The sequence below is a fragment of the Cedecea neteri genome, from assembly GCF_000758305.1.
Taxonomy (GTDB): Bacteria; Pseudomonadota; Gammaproteobacteria; order Enterobacterales; family Enterobacteriaceae; genus Cedecea; species Cedecea neteri_C.
The window spans coordinates 3,896,626-3,912,611 of record NZ_CP009458.1 but is presented as its reverse complement, the minus strand read 5'-3'; the positions used below and the strand labels follow the sequence as shown (position 1 = coordinate 3,912,611).

The 15,986-nt window shown below is 56.1% G+C and carries 14 protein-coding genes, 1 tRNA gene, 1 other RNA gene and 1 riboswitch; of the genes, 11 read left to right on the top strand and 5 right to left on the bottom strand.

The window, feature by feature from the left end:
• Window positions 1-225: 225 nt before the first annotated feature.
• The 11 genes from LH23_RS18195 (at window position 226) to crcB (ending at window position 12,414) form a co-directional block, all read left to right on the top strand.
• On the top strand, window positions 226-3,972 hold the full coding sequence (locus LH23_RS18195; protein ID WP_039294201.1) for a nitrate reductase subunit alpha: 3,747 nt from the start codon (window positions 226-228) through the stop codon (window positions 3,970-3,972).
• Window positions 3,969-5,507, top strand: a complete 1,539-nt coding sequence (narH, locus tag LH23_RS18190; protein WP_039294198.1) for a nitrate reductase subunit beta — start codon at window positions 3,969-3,971, stop codon at window positions 5,505-5,507. The genes LH23_RS18195 and narH overlap by 4 nt, the downstream gene beginning before the upstream one ends.
• Entirely contained in the window at window positions 5,504-6,208 is a 705-nt protein-coding gene (gene narJ, locus LH23_RS18185; protein ID WP_039294195.1) for a nitrate reductase molybdenum cofactor assembly chaperone, read from the top strand. Before narH ends, narJ begins: the two co-directional genes overlap by 4 nt.
• Window positions 6,208-6,885 (top strand): respiratory nitrate reductase subunit gamma, encoded by a 678-nt coding sequence (gene narI / locus LH23_RS18180; RefSeq protein ID WP_039294193.1) that lies wholly within the window; start codon window positions 6,208-6,210, stop codon window positions 6,883-6,885. Before narJ ends, narI begins: the two co-directional genes overlap by 1 nt.
• Window positions 6,886-7,018: 133 nt before the next feature.
• A complete protein-coding gene (locus LH23_RS18175; RefSeq protein WP_039294190.1) occupies window positions 7,019-7,360 on the top strand; it encodes a metalloregulator ArsR/SmtB family transcription factor in 342 nt (113 codons plus the stop codon).
• Window positions 7,361-7,426: 66 nt separating this feature from the next.
• Window positions 7,427-8,716 carry an arsenic transporter gene (locus tag LH23_RS18170; protein WP_039294187.1) on the top strand — a complete coding sequence of 430 codons (1,290 nt, stop codon included), beginning with the start codon at window positions 7,427-7,429 and terminating at the stop codon, window positions 8,714-8,716.
• A 10-nt stretch (window positions 8,717-8,726) separates the two neighbouring features.
• Window positions 8,727-9,155 (top strand): glutaredoxin-dependent arsenate reductase, encoded by a 429-nt coding sequence (gene arsC / locus LH23_RS18165; protein WP_039294185.1) that lies wholly within the window; start codon window positions 8,727-8,729, stop codon window positions 9,153-9,155.
• 36 nt (window positions 9,156-9,191) lie between these two features.
• Window positions 9,192-9,261, top strand: a riboswitch (Fluoride riboswitch).
• Between the two features lie 81 nt (window positions 9,262-9,342).
• Window positions 9,343-10,254, top strand: a complete 912-nt coding sequence (locus tag LH23_RS18160) for a DHHA2 domain-containing protein (protein WP_039294182.1) — start codon at window positions 9,343-9,345, stop codon at window positions 10,252-10,254.
• Window positions 10,251-10,682, top strand: a complete 432-nt coding sequence (locus tag LH23_RS18155; protein ID WP_039294180.1) for a universal stress protein — start codon at window positions 10,251-10,253, stop codon at window positions 10,680-10,682. The genes LH23_RS18160 and LH23_RS18155 overlap by 4 nt, the downstream gene beginning before the upstream one ends.
• Before the next feature lie 10 nt (window positions 10,683-10,692).
• Window positions 10,693-11,982, top strand: a complete 1,290-nt coding sequence (gene eno, locus LH23_RS18150; protein ID WP_039294179.1) for a phosphopyruvate hydratase — start codon at window positions 10,693-10,695, stop codon at window positions 11,980-11,982.
• A gap of 54 nt (window positions 11,983-12,036) precedes the next feature.
• Entirely contained in the window at window positions 12,037-12,414 is a 378-nt protein-coding gene (gene crcB / locus LH23_RS18145) for a fluoride efflux transporter CrcB (protein WP_039294176.1), read from the top strand.
• 41 nt (window positions 12,415-12,455) lie between these two features.
• Here the strand turns inward: crcB and arsA are convergent, their stop codons facing one another.
• The 5 genes from arsA to LH23_RS23615 form a co-directional block, all read right to left on the bottom strand.
• Window positions 12,456-14,225: an arsenical pump-driving ATPase gene (arsA, locus tag LH23_RS18140; RefSeq protein ID WP_039294174.1), complete on the bottom strand. Its 1,770-nt coding sequence runs from the start codon at window positions 14,223-14,225 to the stop codon at window positions 12,456-12,458.
• Window positions 14,226-14,244: 19 nt separating this feature from the next.
• A complete protein-coding gene (locus LH23_RS18135) occupies window positions 14,245-14,607 on the bottom strand; it encodes an arsenic metallochaperone ArsD family protein (RefSeq protein ID WP_039294171.1) in 363 nt (120 codons plus the stop codon).
• A gap of 74 nt (window positions 14,608-14,681) precedes the next feature.
• Complete coding sequence (locus LH23_RS18130; protein WP_039294167.1) at window positions 14,682-15,227, bottom strand: sigma-70 family RNA polymerase sigma factor; 546 nt, start codon at window positions 15,225-15,227, stop codon at window positions 14,682-14,684.
• Window positions 15,228-15,704: 477 nt separating this feature from the next.
• Window positions 15,705-15,789 (bottom strand) — tRNA-Tyr (locus LH23_RS18125).
• A gap of 25 nt (window positions 15,790-15,814) precedes the next feature.
• A non-coding RNA gene (locus LH23_RS23615) (RtT sRNA) lies at window positions 15,815-15,945 on the bottom strand.
• Window positions 15,946-15,986: the final 41 nt, after the last annotated feature.

Genomic DNA, 15,986 nt, shown 5'->3' with positions numbered 1-15,986 from the left:
ACCCCTCATCGATAAGTTTTTGGTTTTTTGTATTTATATTCAGCTGGTTAGAGGTTTTGTGAGGGTTACACTTTGGTGGTAGTGGCCGCCGGGAGGCTAAAAACCACACCAGGAGCAGTTGATCGTTATCAAAAATCCCCTTCTTTCGAGGCGTTACCGTCTCGGGCATCAAGCAATGTCGATTTCACCAGAAGAGCCACCAGGCTCCACATCAGGAGTATCCCGATGAGCAAGTTCCTCGACCGGTTTCGTTATTTCAGGCAGAAGGGCGAAACCTTTGCCAATGGACACGGCCAGCTACTCGATACCAATCGCGACTGGGAAGAAGGGTATCGCCAGCGTTGGCAGCACGACAAAGTGGTGCGCTCCACGCATGGCGTGAACTGTACCGGCTCCTGCAGCTGGAAAATTTATGTCAAAAGCGGCCTGGTGACCTGGGAAACCCAGCAAACTGACTACCCGCGTACCCGCCCGGATATGCCGAACCATGAGCCTCGCGGCTGCCCGCGTGGCGCAAGCTACTCATGGTATCTCTACAGCGCCAACCGTCTGAAGTACCCGCAGATGCGTAAACGCCTGATCAAGCTGTGGCGTGAAGCGAAGACGCAGCATAACGATCCGGTTGAAGCCTGGGCATCGATCATCAACGATCCTGACAAAGCAAAAAGCTATAAACAGGCCCGTGGCCGCGGGGGATTTGTTCGTTCGTCCTGGGAAGAGGTTAACGAGCTGATCGCTGCGGCGAACGTCTACACCGCAAAAACCTACGGCCCGGACCGCATCACCGGCTTCTCGCCGATCCCGGCCATGTCGATGGTTTCTTACGCCGCAGGCACCCGCTATCTGTCGCTTATCGGCGGCACCTGCATGAGCTTCTATGACTGGTACTGCGACCTGCCGCCAGCGTCTCCGCAAACCTGGGGCGAGCAGACTGACGTACCTGAGTCCGCAGACTGGTACAACGCCGGCTACATCATCGCCTGGGGCTCTAACGTCCCGCAGACGCGTACCCCTGACGCCCACTTCTTCACCGAAGTTCGCTATAAAGGCACCAAAACGGTAGCCGTCACGCCGGACTATGCGGAAATCTCCAAGCTATGCGACCAGTGGCTGGCACCGAAGCAGGGAACGGATGCGGCGATGGCGATGGCGATGGGCCACGTTATGCTGCGGGAGTTCCACCTCGACAAACCAAGCCAGTACTTCACCGACTACGTTCGTCGCTACACCGATATGCCGATGCTGGTGACGCTGGAAGCGCGTGACGGTTTCTATGCCCCGGCGAATTTGCTGCGTGCGGCAGACCTGGTCGACAGCCTAGGCCAGGAAAATAATCCGCAGTGGAAAACCGTGGCGCTGGCTGACCAGTCCGGCGAACTGATCGCACCGAACGGATCAATCGGCTTCCGCTGGGGAGATAAAGGTAAGTGGAACCTCGAGCAACGTGACGGCAGCACCGGCGAAGAAACCGCGCTGCGCCTGAGCCTGCTGGGCAGCCACGATGAAGTTGCCGAGGTGGGCTTCCCGTACTTTGGCGGTGAAAGCACCGAGCATTTCGACAACGTCAAACTTAAAGATGTGCTGCTGCATAAGCTGCCGGTTAAACGCCTGCAGCTGGCGGACGGTTCAAGCGTGCTGGTGGCAACGGTTTACGATCTCACTCTGGCTAACTACGGCCTGGATCGCGGCCTGAACGATGATAACTGCGCCAGCAGCTACGATGAAATGAAGGCTTATACGCCAGCCTGGGCCGAGCAGATCACCGGCGTGCCTCGCCAGGATATCGTGCGTATTGCCCGTGAGTTCGCGGATAACGCAGACAAAACCCATGGCCGCTCGATGATTATAGTGGGCGCGGGCGTGAACCACTGGTTCCACATGGATATGGCCTACCGTGGGCTGATTAATATGCTGATCTTCTGCGGCAGCATCGGGCAGAGCGGCGGCGGCTGGGGCCACTATGTTGGCCAGGAAAAACTGCGCCCGCAGACCGGCTGGATGCCGCTGGCGTTTGCCCTCGACTGGCAGCGCCCGCCTCGCCACATGAACAGCACCTCCTACTTCTATAACCACTCCAGCCAGTGGCGCTACGAGACGGTGACGGCGGATGAGTTCCTGTCGCCGCTGGCGGATAAGTCCCGCTACACCGGTCACCTGATCGACTTCAACGTGCGCGCTGAGCGCATGGGCTGGCTGCCGTCTGCGCCGCAGCTTGGCACTAACCCGCTGCGCATTGCTGGCCGGGCGAAAGAGGCCGGGATGTCACCGGTGGATTACACCGTGGATCAGCTCAAATCCGGCGGGATCCGCTTTGCGGCGGAGCAGCCGGACTCCGGCTATAACCACCCGCGCAACATGTTTATCTGGCGTTCTAACCTGTTGGGCTCTTCCGGGAAAGGGCATGAATTCATGCTCAAATACCTGCTGGGCACCGAGCACGGTATTCAGGGGAAAGACCTGGGCCAGGAAGGCGGGTTGATGCCGGAAGAGGTGGAATGGGTCGACAACGGCCTCGACGGCAAGCTAGATCTGGTGGTCACCCTGGACTTCCGCCTGTCGAGCACCTGTCTCTATTCCGACATAGTGCTGCCTACAGCCACCTGGTATGAGAAAGAAGATCTGAATACTTCGGATATGCATCCGTTTATTCACCCGTTCTCCGCCGCCGTCGATCCTTGCTGGGAGTCGAAAAGCGACTGGGAAATCTACAAAGGCATCGCGAAAAAATTCTCGGAAGTTTGCGTCGGCCACCTCGGCAAAGAGACCGATGTTGTGACGCTGCCGATTCAGCACGACTCGGCCGCCGAACTGGCTCAGCCGTATGGCGTCATGGACTGGAAAAAGGGCGAATGCGACCTGATCCCTGGCAAAACAGCGCCACACATTATTGCCGTTGAGCGCGACTATCCGGCGACGTACGAGCGCTTTACCTCCGTCGGGCCGCTGTTGGAGAAAATGGGCAACGGCGGGAAAGGGATTAGCTGGAATACCGAGAAAGAAGTCGAGTTCCTGCGCAAGCTCAATTACGTGAAGACCGACGGTCCGGCTAAAGGCCAGCCGATGATCAACACGGCGATTGATGCCGCCGAGGTTGTACTCAGCCTGGCGCCGGAAACCAACGGCCAGGTGGCAGTGAAAGCCTGGGCCGCGCTCGGTGAATTTACCGGCCGCGACCACACGCACCTCGCACTGCCGAAAGAAGAAGAGAAGATTCGCTTCCGCGACATTCAGGTTCAGCCGCGCAAAATCATCTCCAGCCCGACCTGGTCTGGCCTGGAAGACGAACATGTGTCCTATAACGCGGGTTATACCAACGTGCACGAGCTGATCCCGTGGCGCACCCTGTCCGGCCGCCAGCAGCTTTATCAGGATCATCAGTGGATGCGCGACTTTGGCGAGAGCCTGGTGGTGTACCGTCCGCCGATTGATACCCGCTCCGTCGAGGGCATGATGGGCCACAAGTCCAACGGCAACCCGGAAAAAGCGCTTAACTTCCTGACGCCGCACCAGAAGTGGGGTATCCACTCCACCTACAGCGACAACCTGTTGATGCTGACGCTGGGGCGCGGGGGCCCGATTATCTGGCTGTGTGAAGCTGACGCGAAGGAAATCGGCATCGCCGATAACGACTGGGTTGAAGTGTTTAACAAAAACGGAGCGCTGACGGCGCGAGCGGTAGTGAGCCAGCGCGTTCCCGCCGGGATGACGATGATGTACCACGCGCAGGAACGCATCATGAACCTGCCTGGGTCTGAAATCACCGGCCAGCGCGGCGGCATTCATAACTCGGTCACCCGCATCACGCTGAAGCCAACCCACATGATTGGTGGCTATGCCCAGTTGGCCTACAGCTTTAACTATTACGGCACGGTAGGCTCTAACCGCGATGAATTCGTGGTGGTTCGCAAGATGAAAGAAATTAACTGGTTAGACGGCGAAGGCAATGACCAGGTACAGGAGAGCGTAAAATGAAAATTCGTTCACAAATTGGCATGGTGCTGAATCTGGACAAATGCATCGGCTGCCATACCTGCTCGGTGACCTGCAAAAACGTCTGGACCAGCCGCGAAGGAACGGAATACGCGTGGTTTAACAACGTGGAAACCAAGCCTGGCCTGGGCTATCCAAACGACTGGGAAAACCAGGAGAAATGGAAGGGCGGCTGGATCCGCAAAATCAACGGCAAGCTGCAGCCACGCATGGGCAACCGCGCGATGCTGCTGGGTAAAATCTTCGCTAACCCGCATTTACCGGGGATCGATGATTATTACGAGCCGTTTGATTACGACTACCAGAACCTGCACACCGCGCCGGAGGGCAGCAAAGCGCAGCCCGTGGCCCGGCCTCGCTCGCTGATTACCGGCCAGCGAATGAACAAAATCGAAGCTGGCCCGAACTGGGAAGAGCTGCTCGGCGGTGAATTTGAAAAACGCGCGCAGGACCAGAACTTCGTCAATATGCAAAAGGCGATGTACGGCCAGTTCGAAAACACCTTCATGATGTACCTGCCTCGCCTGTGCGAGCACTGCCTGAACCCGGCCTGCGTCGCCACCTGTCCGAGTGGCGCTATCTACAAGCGTGAAGAAGACGGCATTGTGCTGATTGATCAGGATAAATGCCGCGGCTGGCGGATGTGCATCACCGGCTGCCCGTACAAAAAAATCTACTTCAACTGGAAAAGCGGCAAGTCCGAGAAGTGCATCTTCTGTTATCCGCGCATTGAAGCGGGGATGCCAACGGTCTGCTCAGAAACCTGCGTTGGGCGTATTCGTTACCTCGGCGTGCTGCTGTATGACGCCGATGCGATTGAACAGGCGGCCAGCACGGAAGACGAGAAAGATCTGTATCAGCGCCAGCTGGACGTGTTCCTCGATCCGAACGATCCGGCGGTTATTGAGCAAGCGCTGAAAGATGGGATCCCGCAAGGGGTCATTACGGCGGCTCAGCAGTCGCCGGTGTACAAAATGGCGATGGACTGGAAGCTGGCGCTGCCGCTGCACCCGGAATACCGCACGCTGCCGATGGTCTGGTATGTGCCGCCGCTGTCGCCGATTCAGTCCGCGAGCGATGCGGGCCAGTTGCCGCATACCGGCATTCTGCCTGACGTCGAAAGTCTGCGTATTCCGGTGGAGTATCTGGCCAACCTGCTGACTGCCGGGGACACTGCGCCGGTGCTGCGGGCGCTGAAACGCATGATGGCGATGCGTCACTACAAACGTGCTGAAACCGTTGAAGGCGTGATCGATACCCGCGCGCTGGAAGAGGTGGGGCTAACCGAAGCTCAGGCGCAAGAGATGTACCGCTACCTGGCTATCGCTAACTACGAAGATCGTTTTGTGGTACCGACCAGCCACCGCGAACTGGCGGAGAACTCTTTCCCAGAGCACAGCGGCTGCGGCTTTAGCTTCGGCGATGGTTGCCACGGCAGCGACACCAAATTCAATCTGTTCAACAGTCGCCGGATTGATGCCATTGACGTCTCAAGCAAAACGGAGCCGCATCCATGATTGACTTACTGATTATCTCCCGCCTGCTGGAGTACCCGGATGCTGCCCTCTGGCAGCATCATCAGGAGCTGCATGAGGCGCTGGCACAGAGTGAGGCATTGACGGAAATGCAGCGCGCTAGCCTGGATGGATTTATCGACTCACTCTGCCAGCGGGAGCTGCTGGACGCGCAATCCAGCTACAGCGAATTGTTCGACCGGGGCAGAGCCACCTCGTTGCTGTTGTTTGAGCACGTTCATGGTGAATCGCGCGATCGCGGCCAGGCGATGGTTAACCTGATGAACCAGTATCAGCAGGCCGGGCTGGAAATAGACAGCCACGAGCTGCCGGATCATCTGCCGTTGTATCTGGAATACCTGTCCCAGCGCACGCTGACAGAAGCGCAGGGCGGGCTGCAGGACATTGCGCCGATCCTCGCTTTGCTCAGCGCCCGGCTCAAGCAGCGTGAGAGCGACTATGCGCTGTTGTTCGACCTGCTGATCGCTCTTTCTGAAAGCAGCGTCAGCGTGGAAACCGTTCGCCAGCAAATTGCTAACGAAGCGCGCGACGACACGCCTCAGGCGCTGGATGCGGTGTGGGAAGAAGAGCAGGTGAAGTTCATGGCTGATGACAGCTGCGGAGAGACTGAAATTACCGCGCACCAGCGCCGTTTTGCCGGGGCGGTGGCTCCGCAGTACCTGAATATAGCAGGAGGGAAATAATGCATTTTCTCAACGTCTTCTTCTTTGACATCTACCCGTACCTTTGCGGGGCCGTGTTCCTGATTGGCAGCTGGCTGCGCTATGACTACGGGCAGTACACCTGGCGCGCCGCATCCAGCCAGATGCTGGATCGCAAGGGCATGAACCTGGCGTCAAACCTGTTTCATTTCGGCATTCTTGGGATTTTTGCCGGGCACTTCCTCGGCATGTTGACGCCGCACTGGATGTATGAGGCGTTTTTACCGCTGGAAATTAAACAGAAAATGGCCATGTTTGCCGGGGGGGCCAGCGGCGTGATGACGCTGGTGGGCGGCCTGCTGCTGCTGAAGCGTCGCCTGTTTAGTCCGCGCGTTCGCGCCACTACCACTGGGGCCGATATCCTGATTCTTAGTCTGCTGGTGATCCAGTGTGCGCTGGGGCTGAGCACCATTCCATTCTCCGCCCAGCATATGGATGGCAGTGAAATGATGAAGCTGGTGAACTGGGCGCAGCACGTGGTGACTTTCCGCGGTGGTGCCTCGGAATACCTGGACGGCGTGGCGTTTATCTTCCGCGTCCATCTGGTACTGGGCATGACGCTGTTCCTGCTGTTCCCGTTCTCGCGCCTCGTGCATATCTGGAGCGCTCCGGTAGAGTATCTGACGCGCAAATACCAGATTGTTCGCGCTCGCCGCTAGTCGGTATGAATTATCCCAAGCCCGGTATATGCCGGGCTTTTTACATTATTAACAAATTCGTTTTTTCGAATATGATGATTGACTTTAACGCCGTGAGCTTTACTATGGCAGCGTCAATCCAAGAGATTTCAATATGACTACCCTGACGCCTTTACAGCTTTTTAAACATCTGTCGGAAGAAACCCGGCTTTCTATTACCCTGCTGCTGAGGGCGAAAAACGAGCTTTGCGTTTGTGAGTTGACCGCCGTGCTGGATCAGCCTCAGCCTAAGGTTTCCCGGCATTTGGCGATGCTGCGTGAGGGTGGTTTGCTGCAGGACAGAAGAGAGGGGAAATGGGTTTACTATCGTCTGTCGCCGCATATGCCCGCGTGGGCGGCGGCGGTCATTGAGCAGGCCTGGCAAAGCCAGGGGCATGAAGTGCTGGAGCGTTTGAAACGCATCGAGGCGAGCGGGGCTATGGCGCTTTGCCAGTAAAAAAATTTAACTAAACATATTCGTATTTTCATATATGAATGTAATTGTACTGAAGCAGGAGTGAACATGTTTTTAGCTGGAGCCCTATTTCTTCTCACCCTGGTACTGGTTATCTGGCAGCCGCGGGGGTTGGGAATTGGCTGGAGTGCGATGCTGGGCGCGGGGCTGGCATTGGTGACGGGCGTAGTTCAGGTCACCGATATTCCCGTAGTGTGGGCGATTGTCTGGAACGCTACGGCGACCTTTATTGCAGTGATTATCATCAGTTTGCTGTTGGATGAGTCGGGATTTTTTGAATGGGCGGCGCTGCACGTTGCCCGCTGGGGAAAGGGGAGTGGGCGGCTGCTTTTCACCTGGATTGTGCTGCTTGGGGCGGCCGTGGCGGCGCTGTTTGCCAATGATGGCGCGGCGCTGATTCTGACGCCGATTGTTATCGCCATGCTGTTAGCCCTGGGCTTTAGCCCCGGCGCGACGCTGGCCTTTGTGATGGCCGCAGGCTTTATCGCCGACACGGCAAGCCTGCCGCTGATTGTCTCTAACCTGGTGAACATCGTTTCCGCTGATTTCTTCCAGCTTGGGTTCAGTGAATACGCCTCGGTGATGGTGCCGGTGAACCTCGCTGCAATTGCTGCCACGCTTGTCATGCTGCATCTGTTTTTCCGCAAAGAGATCCCCCCGGTTTACGACCTCGACCGGTTGAAAACCCCGGCCAGCGCCATCAGGGATCCGGCTACGTTCAAGGCTGGCTGGGTTGTCCTTGTCCTGCTGCTGGTGGGATTTTTTGCCCTGGAACCGCTGGGGATCCCCGTCAGCGCAATAGCCGCCGTAGGGGCATTGATTCTGCTGGCGGTGGCAAAAAAAGGGCAGACGATCAATACCGGCAAAGTATTGCGCGGCGCGCCCTGGCAGATTGTGATTTTCTCTCTCGGGATGTATCTGGTGGTTTATGGCCTGCGCAACGCCGGCTTGACTGACCAGCTTTCCAGTTTGCTTAACATGCTGGCACAGCATGGACTTTGGACGGCGACGCTTGGTACAGGATTTATTACCGCTTTCCTGTCATCCGTGATGAACAACATGCCCACGGTGCTGGTCGGTGCCTTGTCGATTGAAGGCAGCAGCGCGGGCGGCGTTATTAAAGAAGCGATGATTTACGCCAATGTGATCGGCTGCGATCTCGGACCTAAGATCACGCCAATTGGCAGCCTTGCCACGCTGCTGTGGCTGCATGTGCTTGCCCAGAAGAAGCTGACTATCAGCTGGGGTTATTACTTCCGGACCGGCATTGTGATGACGCTGCCGGTGCTGCTCGTCACGCTGGCAGCGCTTGCCCTGCGACTTTCTTTCTCTCACTGAGTGACCTTCTATGAGCAACATTACGATTTACCACAACCCGGAATGCGGCACGTCCCGCAATACGCTGGCAATGATTCGCAACACTGGCACTGAGCCCACGATTATCTATTACCTCGAGACGCCACCGTCCCGTGAAGAGCTTGCCGGGTTACTGGCCGACATGGCGATCGGCGCCCGTGAACTGCTGCGCAAAAACGTTGAGCCTTATGAGGCATTAGGACTGGAGAAAGGGGAGTTCAGCGATGAGCAACTCATCGACTTTATGGTGCAGTATCCGCTGTTAATTAACCGCCCGATTGTGGTGACTGAGCGAGGGACGAGACTTTGCCGTCCTTCTGAACGCGTGCTGGATATTCTGCCGGAAGCACAGCAGGGCGCATTCAGCAAAGAAGATGGCGAGCAGGTTGTGGATGAACGGGGCCAGCGCCTGAAACCGTAAAACCCGCTTGAAACCCTGGGGGGAAGGGTTCACAATGCTTCGCAAGGTGATGGCGTTCCACCTTCCCCAACCGCCTCGTTCAGAGGCTGATGACGCCTGGTATGACTCTTTTAATCCAAGAGGCATGTCAGGCTGGTCAACGTTTACCCCCCCGGCTCTGCATGCTTCCCTTAACAGGGCTCGAGCCATGATACATGTTATTGGTCACCTTCATCCTGACAGCGATGCCGTTTGCAGCGCCGTGATGGTTGCTCGCTGGTTAACGCTGCGGGGCCGGACGGCACAGGCGTGGCGCTGCGGTGAGGTTAACCGTGAAACTGAACTGATTTTCTCCCGCGCCGGGCTTCCTCTGCCCGAGGTTCTCTCGTCTCCTCTGAGCAATAAAGACATCTGGCTGGTGGATTTTAACGAGCCAGGGCAAGGGCCAGACTCGCTTATCACCGGCAATATTGTCGGAATTATCGATCATCACCGATTGGGCGGGCTGATAACCCGGCTGCCGCCAGAGGTGTGCATTAAACCCGTGGGCAGCACGGCCACGGTACTCTGGCAGCTTATGGACTCCCGACTTCGGGCCGGGATCTCCGCCAGCGAGGCTATTTTGCTCCTCGGTGCGCTGCTCAGTGACACTGTCACACTACGTTCGCCCACGACCACGCCTGAGGATCGGCTGGTAGCGGATGAACTGGCCGGGCGCATCGGCATCGATTATGAAGAGTTTATCGCCGACTTGCTGACGGCCAAGACATCTATTGCCGGGCTGAGCGCGAGGGAGCTGTTGCACAAAGATCTCAAGCGTTTTGACATCAACAGTGTTCGGCTAAAAATTGCGCAGCTGGAGCTATGCTCTCTCACGCAACTTGCTCCTCTGCTGGATGCTCTACTGGAAGAAATGAACCGGCATGCAGCCGACGCCGATGTCGATCTTGTCGTGTTGATGGTGACCGACATTAATGCCGGGTTTTCCGAACTCTATTTTTCTACCTCTTCATTGATTCCTGGGGCGCAGCCCTGCGTGATGCCCGGCATGATGAGCCGCAAAAAACAGCTTCTCCCCTGGCTGCAAAGCCAACTCAACCCTGCCTGGAGTCCGCTATGAGTCTCTATTCCCACGTTCTCGTACTTATTCAGGGCAAGACTGACGGACTGGGGCTGATCCAGCATGCCGCTCGCCTTGCCGGGGTGCTGCCTGTCCAAATCACGCTGGTACACATTAGCGAAGACTACCGGGAGATGAATTATGTCTCCGATGCGCGAATGGATGACAACGTATCTGCCGACCTGATTCAGGCGAAAGCGTTGTTTAGCGAGCTGGTGCGTTCCGTCAACGTGCCGGTAAAAACGCGGGAGCTGGTGACGTTGAACCGCTTTGAAGACGTTGAAAAGTGCATCTCGTCACTGGGAGTGGACCTGGTGCTGGCCGGGCACCGCAATCGCTGGCTGGGGCAGATCTCTTCTGATTCGATGGAATACGTCAATCATCTGAATGTTGACGTGCTGATTAAACATATCGATGGCAAAAAATGAGGTAATCACCATGAATTTTACGCTGGATAGAATTGTTGCTCGTGAAATTTTGGATTCCCGTGGTAACCCCACGGTTGAAGTTGATGCTTATACCGCTGGAGGCGTGATGGCCCGGGCATCGGTTCCGTCCGGTGCCAGCACTGGTTCAAGGGAAGCCATTGAGCGACGAGATGGCGATAAACAACGCTATAACGGTAAAGGTGTGCAGAATGCCGTGCATTCAATCAACACTGAGATTCATCAGGCACTTGTGGGCGTTGATGCCCGTGAACAGCGGGAGGTAGATGACATTCTGCTGGCGCTGGACGGCACGGAAAATAAGGCGCGGTTGGGGGCCAATGCCATTCTCGGCGTGTCTCTGGCCGTGGCGCGACTTGCCGCTCAGGTGACCGGCCAGCCGCTGTTTCGTTATCTCGGCGGGCTGAGGGCAAATCTCTTGCCGGTTCCCTGCATGAATATTGTTAACGGCGGGGTGCATGCCCGTGGGCAGGGGGCGGATTTTCAGGAGTTTATGATTGCGCCGCATGGGGCGGGCAGTCTGACCGAAGCCGTGCGCCAGGGGAGCGAAGTCTACCAGGCCCTTCGCCAGATCCTGCTGGATAACAATCTTTCTGCAGCCGTGGGCGACGAAGGCGGATTTGCCCCGGCGGTGTCCTCTAATAAACAACCTTTGCAGTTTATCGTGCAGGCGATTGAGAAAGCCGGCTACCGGCCTGGGGAAGATATCAGCATCTGTATCGATCCCGCCTCCAGCGAATTCTATACAGAGGGTAAATACCACTTAAGAACGGAAAAAAGCACGCTTAGCGCCGAAGAGATGACGGGCTATTATGCCGAGCTGCTGAATCAGTTTCCGATTGTGCTGCTTGAAGATGGGTTGGCCGAGAATGACTGGGCAGGCTGGAAACACCTGAACCAAAAATTGGGCAACAGGGTCGAGCTGGTGGGCGACGATCTCTTCGTGACTAACGTGAAATACATCCGGCGTGGCATAGAAGAAAATCTGGCTAACGCGGCGCTGATCAAGCTGAACCAGATAGGTACCCTGAGCGAAACCTTTGACGCGGTGGCACTTTGCCAGCAGCACGGCTGGGGAACGTTTATTTCGCACCGCAGCGGTGAAACGACGGACAGCTTTATTGCCGACATGACGGTTGCCCTGCGTGCGGGGCACCTGAAAACCGGCGCGCCTTGTCGGGGCGAAAGGGTAGAAAAATATAATCAGCTGATGCGAATTGAACAGGCGCCAGGCGCCGATGCACATTTTGCCGGGCGTGGCGCTTTTATTCATAAAAGCTAAAAGCAAAGTTCTTATTTAACAACACCGTATCGTTTAGATCTTTTTGAGGGAAATATGGTTAAACCACTGTTTGCAGTTATTGTTGGCGGCTCAGCTGGGTGTGTGATTCGCTGGCTCCTTGCGTTACGTCTGAATGGCCTTTTCCCTCATTTGCCCCTCGGCACGCTGGCGGTCAACCTGTTGGCCGGGCTGATTATCGGTGGCGCGTTGGCTTTCTTTCTGCGCCAGCCGCATCTGGACCCTATGTGGAAACTGCTGATCACTACTGGCCTGTGCGGCGGTATGAGTACCTTCTCAACCTTTTCTGTTGAGTTATTTTCGCTGCTGCAGGGGGGAAATTATGCCTGGGCGATGGCGTCTGTTTTCGCTCATGTGCTGGGTTCACTGCTAATGACCGCGGTCGGCTTCTTTGTCATAAATGCCGTGATGTAAATCCTACGGACTCAGGCTACCTGAGTCCGCTTTTTTTAGGTTTAGTTTATCCCACTCAGTTTCTTCAGTCGTTCGATGCCCACCGGTTCTTCAGGCTGAAGCGGCGTGAGGGCTATGCGTCTGGCATGTTCGTTCTGAATTTCCTGAATAATTGGTATTTCTCTGCTGGCTCTGGCCTTCAGCAGTGGAGACGAGGGCTGCGCGGCGGCGAGGCTGTTGTTGATAATCCACGCCCAGGGCTCAATTGCGGCCCGTCGCAGATCGTTTTGCAGATTAACCGCCTCCAGCATCGGGGTTGTTTCCGCCAGCGTGACGATAATCACTTTGGTTTGCTCCGGGTCCTGCAGCTGCATCATCGGTGTGAGATAACGCTCTTCAGTATTGCCCATCTGACGCACCATCTCTTTGTGGTAGTTACCTGAGGCATCCAGCAGCAAAAGTGTGTGCCCGGTGGGCGCGGTGTCCATAATCACAAAATGGTCATCCGCCTCTTTGATGATACGGGAGAACGCCTGGAACACCGCAATTTCCTCGGTGCAAGGGGAACGCAGATCCTCTTCCAGCACGGCTCGCCCGGCGTCATCAAGATCTTTGCCCTGATTGTCCATCACAAAACGGCGGTAGCGCTCGGTTTCTGCTTTGGGATCAATTCGGCTCACCGTCAGGCCGGGCATGGCATCGGCAAGCGTATAAGAGAGATGCGCCGCCGGGTCGGACGTTGTCAGATGAACGTTATGTCCACGACTGGCCAATGCGACGGCCAGCGAAGCAGCAAGCGTGGTTTTTCCTACGCCGCCTTTGCCCATCGTCATCACCAGGCCTTTCCCCGAGAGACTTAATTCTTCTACCAGAGTGGAAAGCGGGGGCAGCGCTGGCGCAGTTGTCTGTGCCGGGATATCGGTGTATGAGGGCTGTTCATCACTGGGGTTAAGCAGCGCTCTCAGGGCATTAACTCCCACCAGGTTGAATGATTTTAGCGGTAGCCGGGTTTGCGGGAGCTGCAGCAGATTTTCAGGCATGGCCGCTAGCGCTTTTTCTTCCCGTGTCAGAATACTTTGCGCCAGCGGATCGTGCTCATCCGGCTGTGGCGTCAGCACGCCGTTAATGGCGAGGTGCTGATGCTTCAAACCCAGTTGAGAAAGTTCGTCGTGGGTGTGTGAAACCTCTTTCAGCGTGGAGGTTTGCGCGCGGGCCACCAACACCAGACGCGTCAGGTTTTCATCTGCCAGGGCGGTGACAGCATTTGCATATTGATGCTGCTGTTTTTCAAGCCCAACCAGCGGGCCAAGATTAGCGGCGGCGTCCGGGTTAGCGTCCAGATAACCGCTCCATGCGCCCGGTAGTTCAAGCATGCGGATAGTGTGGCCGGTGGGGGCAGTGTCGAACACAATATGCTGATATTTCTCGCGTAATGCTTCGCTGGTCAATAGCGCAGTGAACTCGTCAAAGGCGGCTATTTCGGTCGTGCAGGAGCCGGAAAGCTGCTCCTCTATGCTGCTTACGACGTCCGCCGGCATTTGATCCCGCACCGGATTAAGAACCCTGTCACGGTAAGCCTGTGCGGCAGCAAGCGGATCGACTTCCATCGCATCCAGGCCCGATACTTGCTCCACGGCCACGATTCGATGTCCGATCTGCTGATTGAATACCTGCCCTACGTTAGACGCCGGGTCGGTGCTCACCAGCAGCGTACGTTTCCCGCTGTCAGCCAGGCGGACTGCCGTAGCGCAGGCCAGAGAGGTTTTGCCCACGCCGCCTTTGCCGGTGAAGAAAATAAACTGAGGGATGTCGGTTAAGAAAGACATTGCCATGATGTGCTCCTGAGATGAGTTAAGGCAGACGGGGGATGGTGCAGCAGCCGGGTTCAGTGCTGTGTTGTTCCCAGTCCTGGGTGAAGGGGATGTTTGCCCAGCGGGCCAGATCCACGCGGTTCGGACGTTTACCTGCCAGGGCTAATACCCCATCGACCAGCACAACCGGCAGCACGCTGGAGCCAGACTCATTCAGGAGATTCTTCACGGTGGGGTTATTGATAAAGCTGGCGGGATTTTTAGCCAGATTGTACCGCTGAATAGCGATACCGTTTTGCTTCGCCCAGTCGAGATCGGCGCTCCACTGCAGGTCGGCTTGCTGGACGTTTACGCTGCTGGTCGCGCAGCAGCCGGCTGCTTCATAAATTTCAATTCTGGACATGTTGTTTGCCTCAAAAGTAAGCCACAAAGTGTGGTATTGAGGTAAACGAACGAGGAAAGAAAAAGATGCAAAAATTAATGCATTTTTTTATGGCAGCAGACGGGGGAGTGCTCATCCGCTTCGATTTCACACAGATCAATCAGCTTTTGCTTCAGGCTTGATCTGGCGCGCAGCAGTCTGGATTTCAGGGCGGTCAGCGTCAGTTTGAGTTCGTCGGCAACGTCCTGCTGCGGGCGGCGATAAATATCGCATTGCTCAATAAGCCAGGCTTCACCGGCGGGAAGGGACTGGAGCGTTTCCGGCAGGCATTGTGCCAGGGAAGAAACCGGCTCAGCCAGAGAGGGTTCAGGAGTCAGTGACTCAGGGACTTCAACGAATGTTTTTGCCTGACGATGTTCGTCAATCAGCAGGTTTCTCGCGGCACGATAGAGCCAGGCTAAGGGATAATCCATCTCGCAGAATGTTCCGGCGTTAGCCCGGGCCTTTAAAAAAAGTTCCTGCAGCAGGTCTGCCGCTTTGTCCGGATCGGCAGTTTTGGCTAACAGAAAGTGATACAACCCGGCCTGATGCTGAGGCCAGAAAGAGGCCATGCAGTGATTGAAGGTGTTTATATCAGGCATTTTATTTCCTCTGAATGAATACGGAAATAGCATAACGCAGTTCCGGGTGGGGCCGAAAGCGCTACGAATGAAGGGGGAATCTGAAGTAGGAGGAGGATGACCGCGCAAGCGCGTTCTCACAGGCATGAGTCGAAGCTTCTCGTCCTTCCCCAACGGGGATCTGGAAGATTGTGCAAGTTTTGACGTTGAGATTTGTTCTGGAAGATGGTGGCGGGGGAAGGATGACCGCGCAAGCGCGTTCTCACAGGCGTGAGTCGAACCTTAGTCGAAGTTTCTCGTCCTTCCCCAACGGGGATCTGGAAGATTGTGCGAGTTTTAAAGTTGGGATTTTTTTTGGAAGATGGTGGCGGGGGAAGGATGACCGCACAAGTGCGTTCTCACTGGCGTGAGTCGAACCTTCGTCGAAGCTTCTCGTCCTTCCCCAACGGGGATCTGGAAGATTGTGCAAGTTTTGACGTTGAGATTTGTTCTGGAAGATGGTGGCGGGGGAAGGATTCGAACCTTCGAAGTCGATGACGGCAGATTTACAGTCTGCTCCCTTTGGCCGCTCGGGAACCCCGCCAGGGGTAATGCTTTGAATTTTGAGATGGTGGTGGGGGAAGGATTATTTGTCGCTTCACTCCTCACCCTTCGGGCCGCTGCTTTAGCAGCGTTATCTCGCTTTCGCTCGATTCGAACCTTGGTCGAAGATTCTCACCCTTCCCGATAAGCGAAAACTTTGTCTCATCTCATCGGTATTACCACATCGCTGTGGTGAAT

What these genes read in the sequence shown, in the direction of transcription:
- arsA (WP_039294174.1), bottom strand. Translation starts at nt 14,225, where the DNA reads ATGGCAATGTCTTTCTTAACCGACATCCCTCAGTTTATTTTCTTCACC.
- LH23_RS18195 (WP_039294201.1), top strand. Translation starts at nt 226, where the DNA reads ATGAGCAAGTTCCTCGACCGGTTTCGTTATTTCAGGCAGAAGGGCGAA.
- crcB (WP_039294176.1), top strand. Translation starts at nt 12,037, where the DNA reads ATGGTTAAACCACTGTTTGCAGTTATTGTTGGCGGCTCAGCTGGGTGT.
- narJ (WP_039294195.1), top strand. Translation starts at nt 5,504, where the DNA reads ATGATTGACTTACTGATTATCTCCCGCCTGCTGGAGTACCCGGATGCT.
- LH23_RS18175 (WP_039294190.1), top strand. Translation starts at nt 7,019, where the DNA reads ATGACTACCCTGACGCCTTTACAGCTTTTTAAACATCTGTCGGAAGAA.
- eno (WP_039294179.1), top strand. Translation starts at nt 10,693, where the DNA reads ATGAATTTTACGCTGGATAGAATTGTTGCTCGTGAAATTTTGGATTCC.
- narI (WP_039294193.1), top strand. Translation starts at nt 6,208, where the DNA reads ATGCATTTTCTCAACGTCTTCTTCTTTGACATCTACCCGTACCTTTGC.
- LH23_RS18160 (WP_039294182.1), top strand. Translation starts at nt 9,343, where the DNA reads ATGATACATGTTATTGGTCACCTTCATCCTGACAGCGATGCCGTTTGC.
- arsC (WP_039294185.1), top strand. Translation starts at nt 8,727, where the DNA reads ATGAGCAACATTACGATTTACCACAACCCGGAATGCGGCACGTCCCGC.
- LH23_RS18130 (WP_039294167.1), bottom strand. Translation starts at nt 15,227, where the DNA reads ATGCCTGATATAAACACCTTCAATCACTGCATGGCCTCTTTCTGGCCT.
- LH23_RS18155 (WP_039294180.1), top strand. Translation starts at nt 10,251, where the DNA reads ATGAGTCTCTATTCCCACGTTCTCGTACTTATTCAGGGCAAGACTGAC.
- LH23_RS18135 (WP_039294171.1), bottom strand. Translation starts at nt 14,607, where the DNA reads ATGTCCAGAATTGAAATTTATGAAGCAGCCGGCTGCTGCGCGACCAGC.
- narH (WP_039294198.1), top strand. Translation starts at nt 3,969, where the DNA reads ATGAAAATTCGTTCACAAATTGGCATGGTGCTGAATCTGGACAAATGC.
- LH23_RS18170 (WP_039294187.1), top strand. Translation starts at nt 7,427, where the DNA reads ATGTTTTTAGCTGGAGCCCTATTTCTTCTCACCCTGGTACTGGTTATC.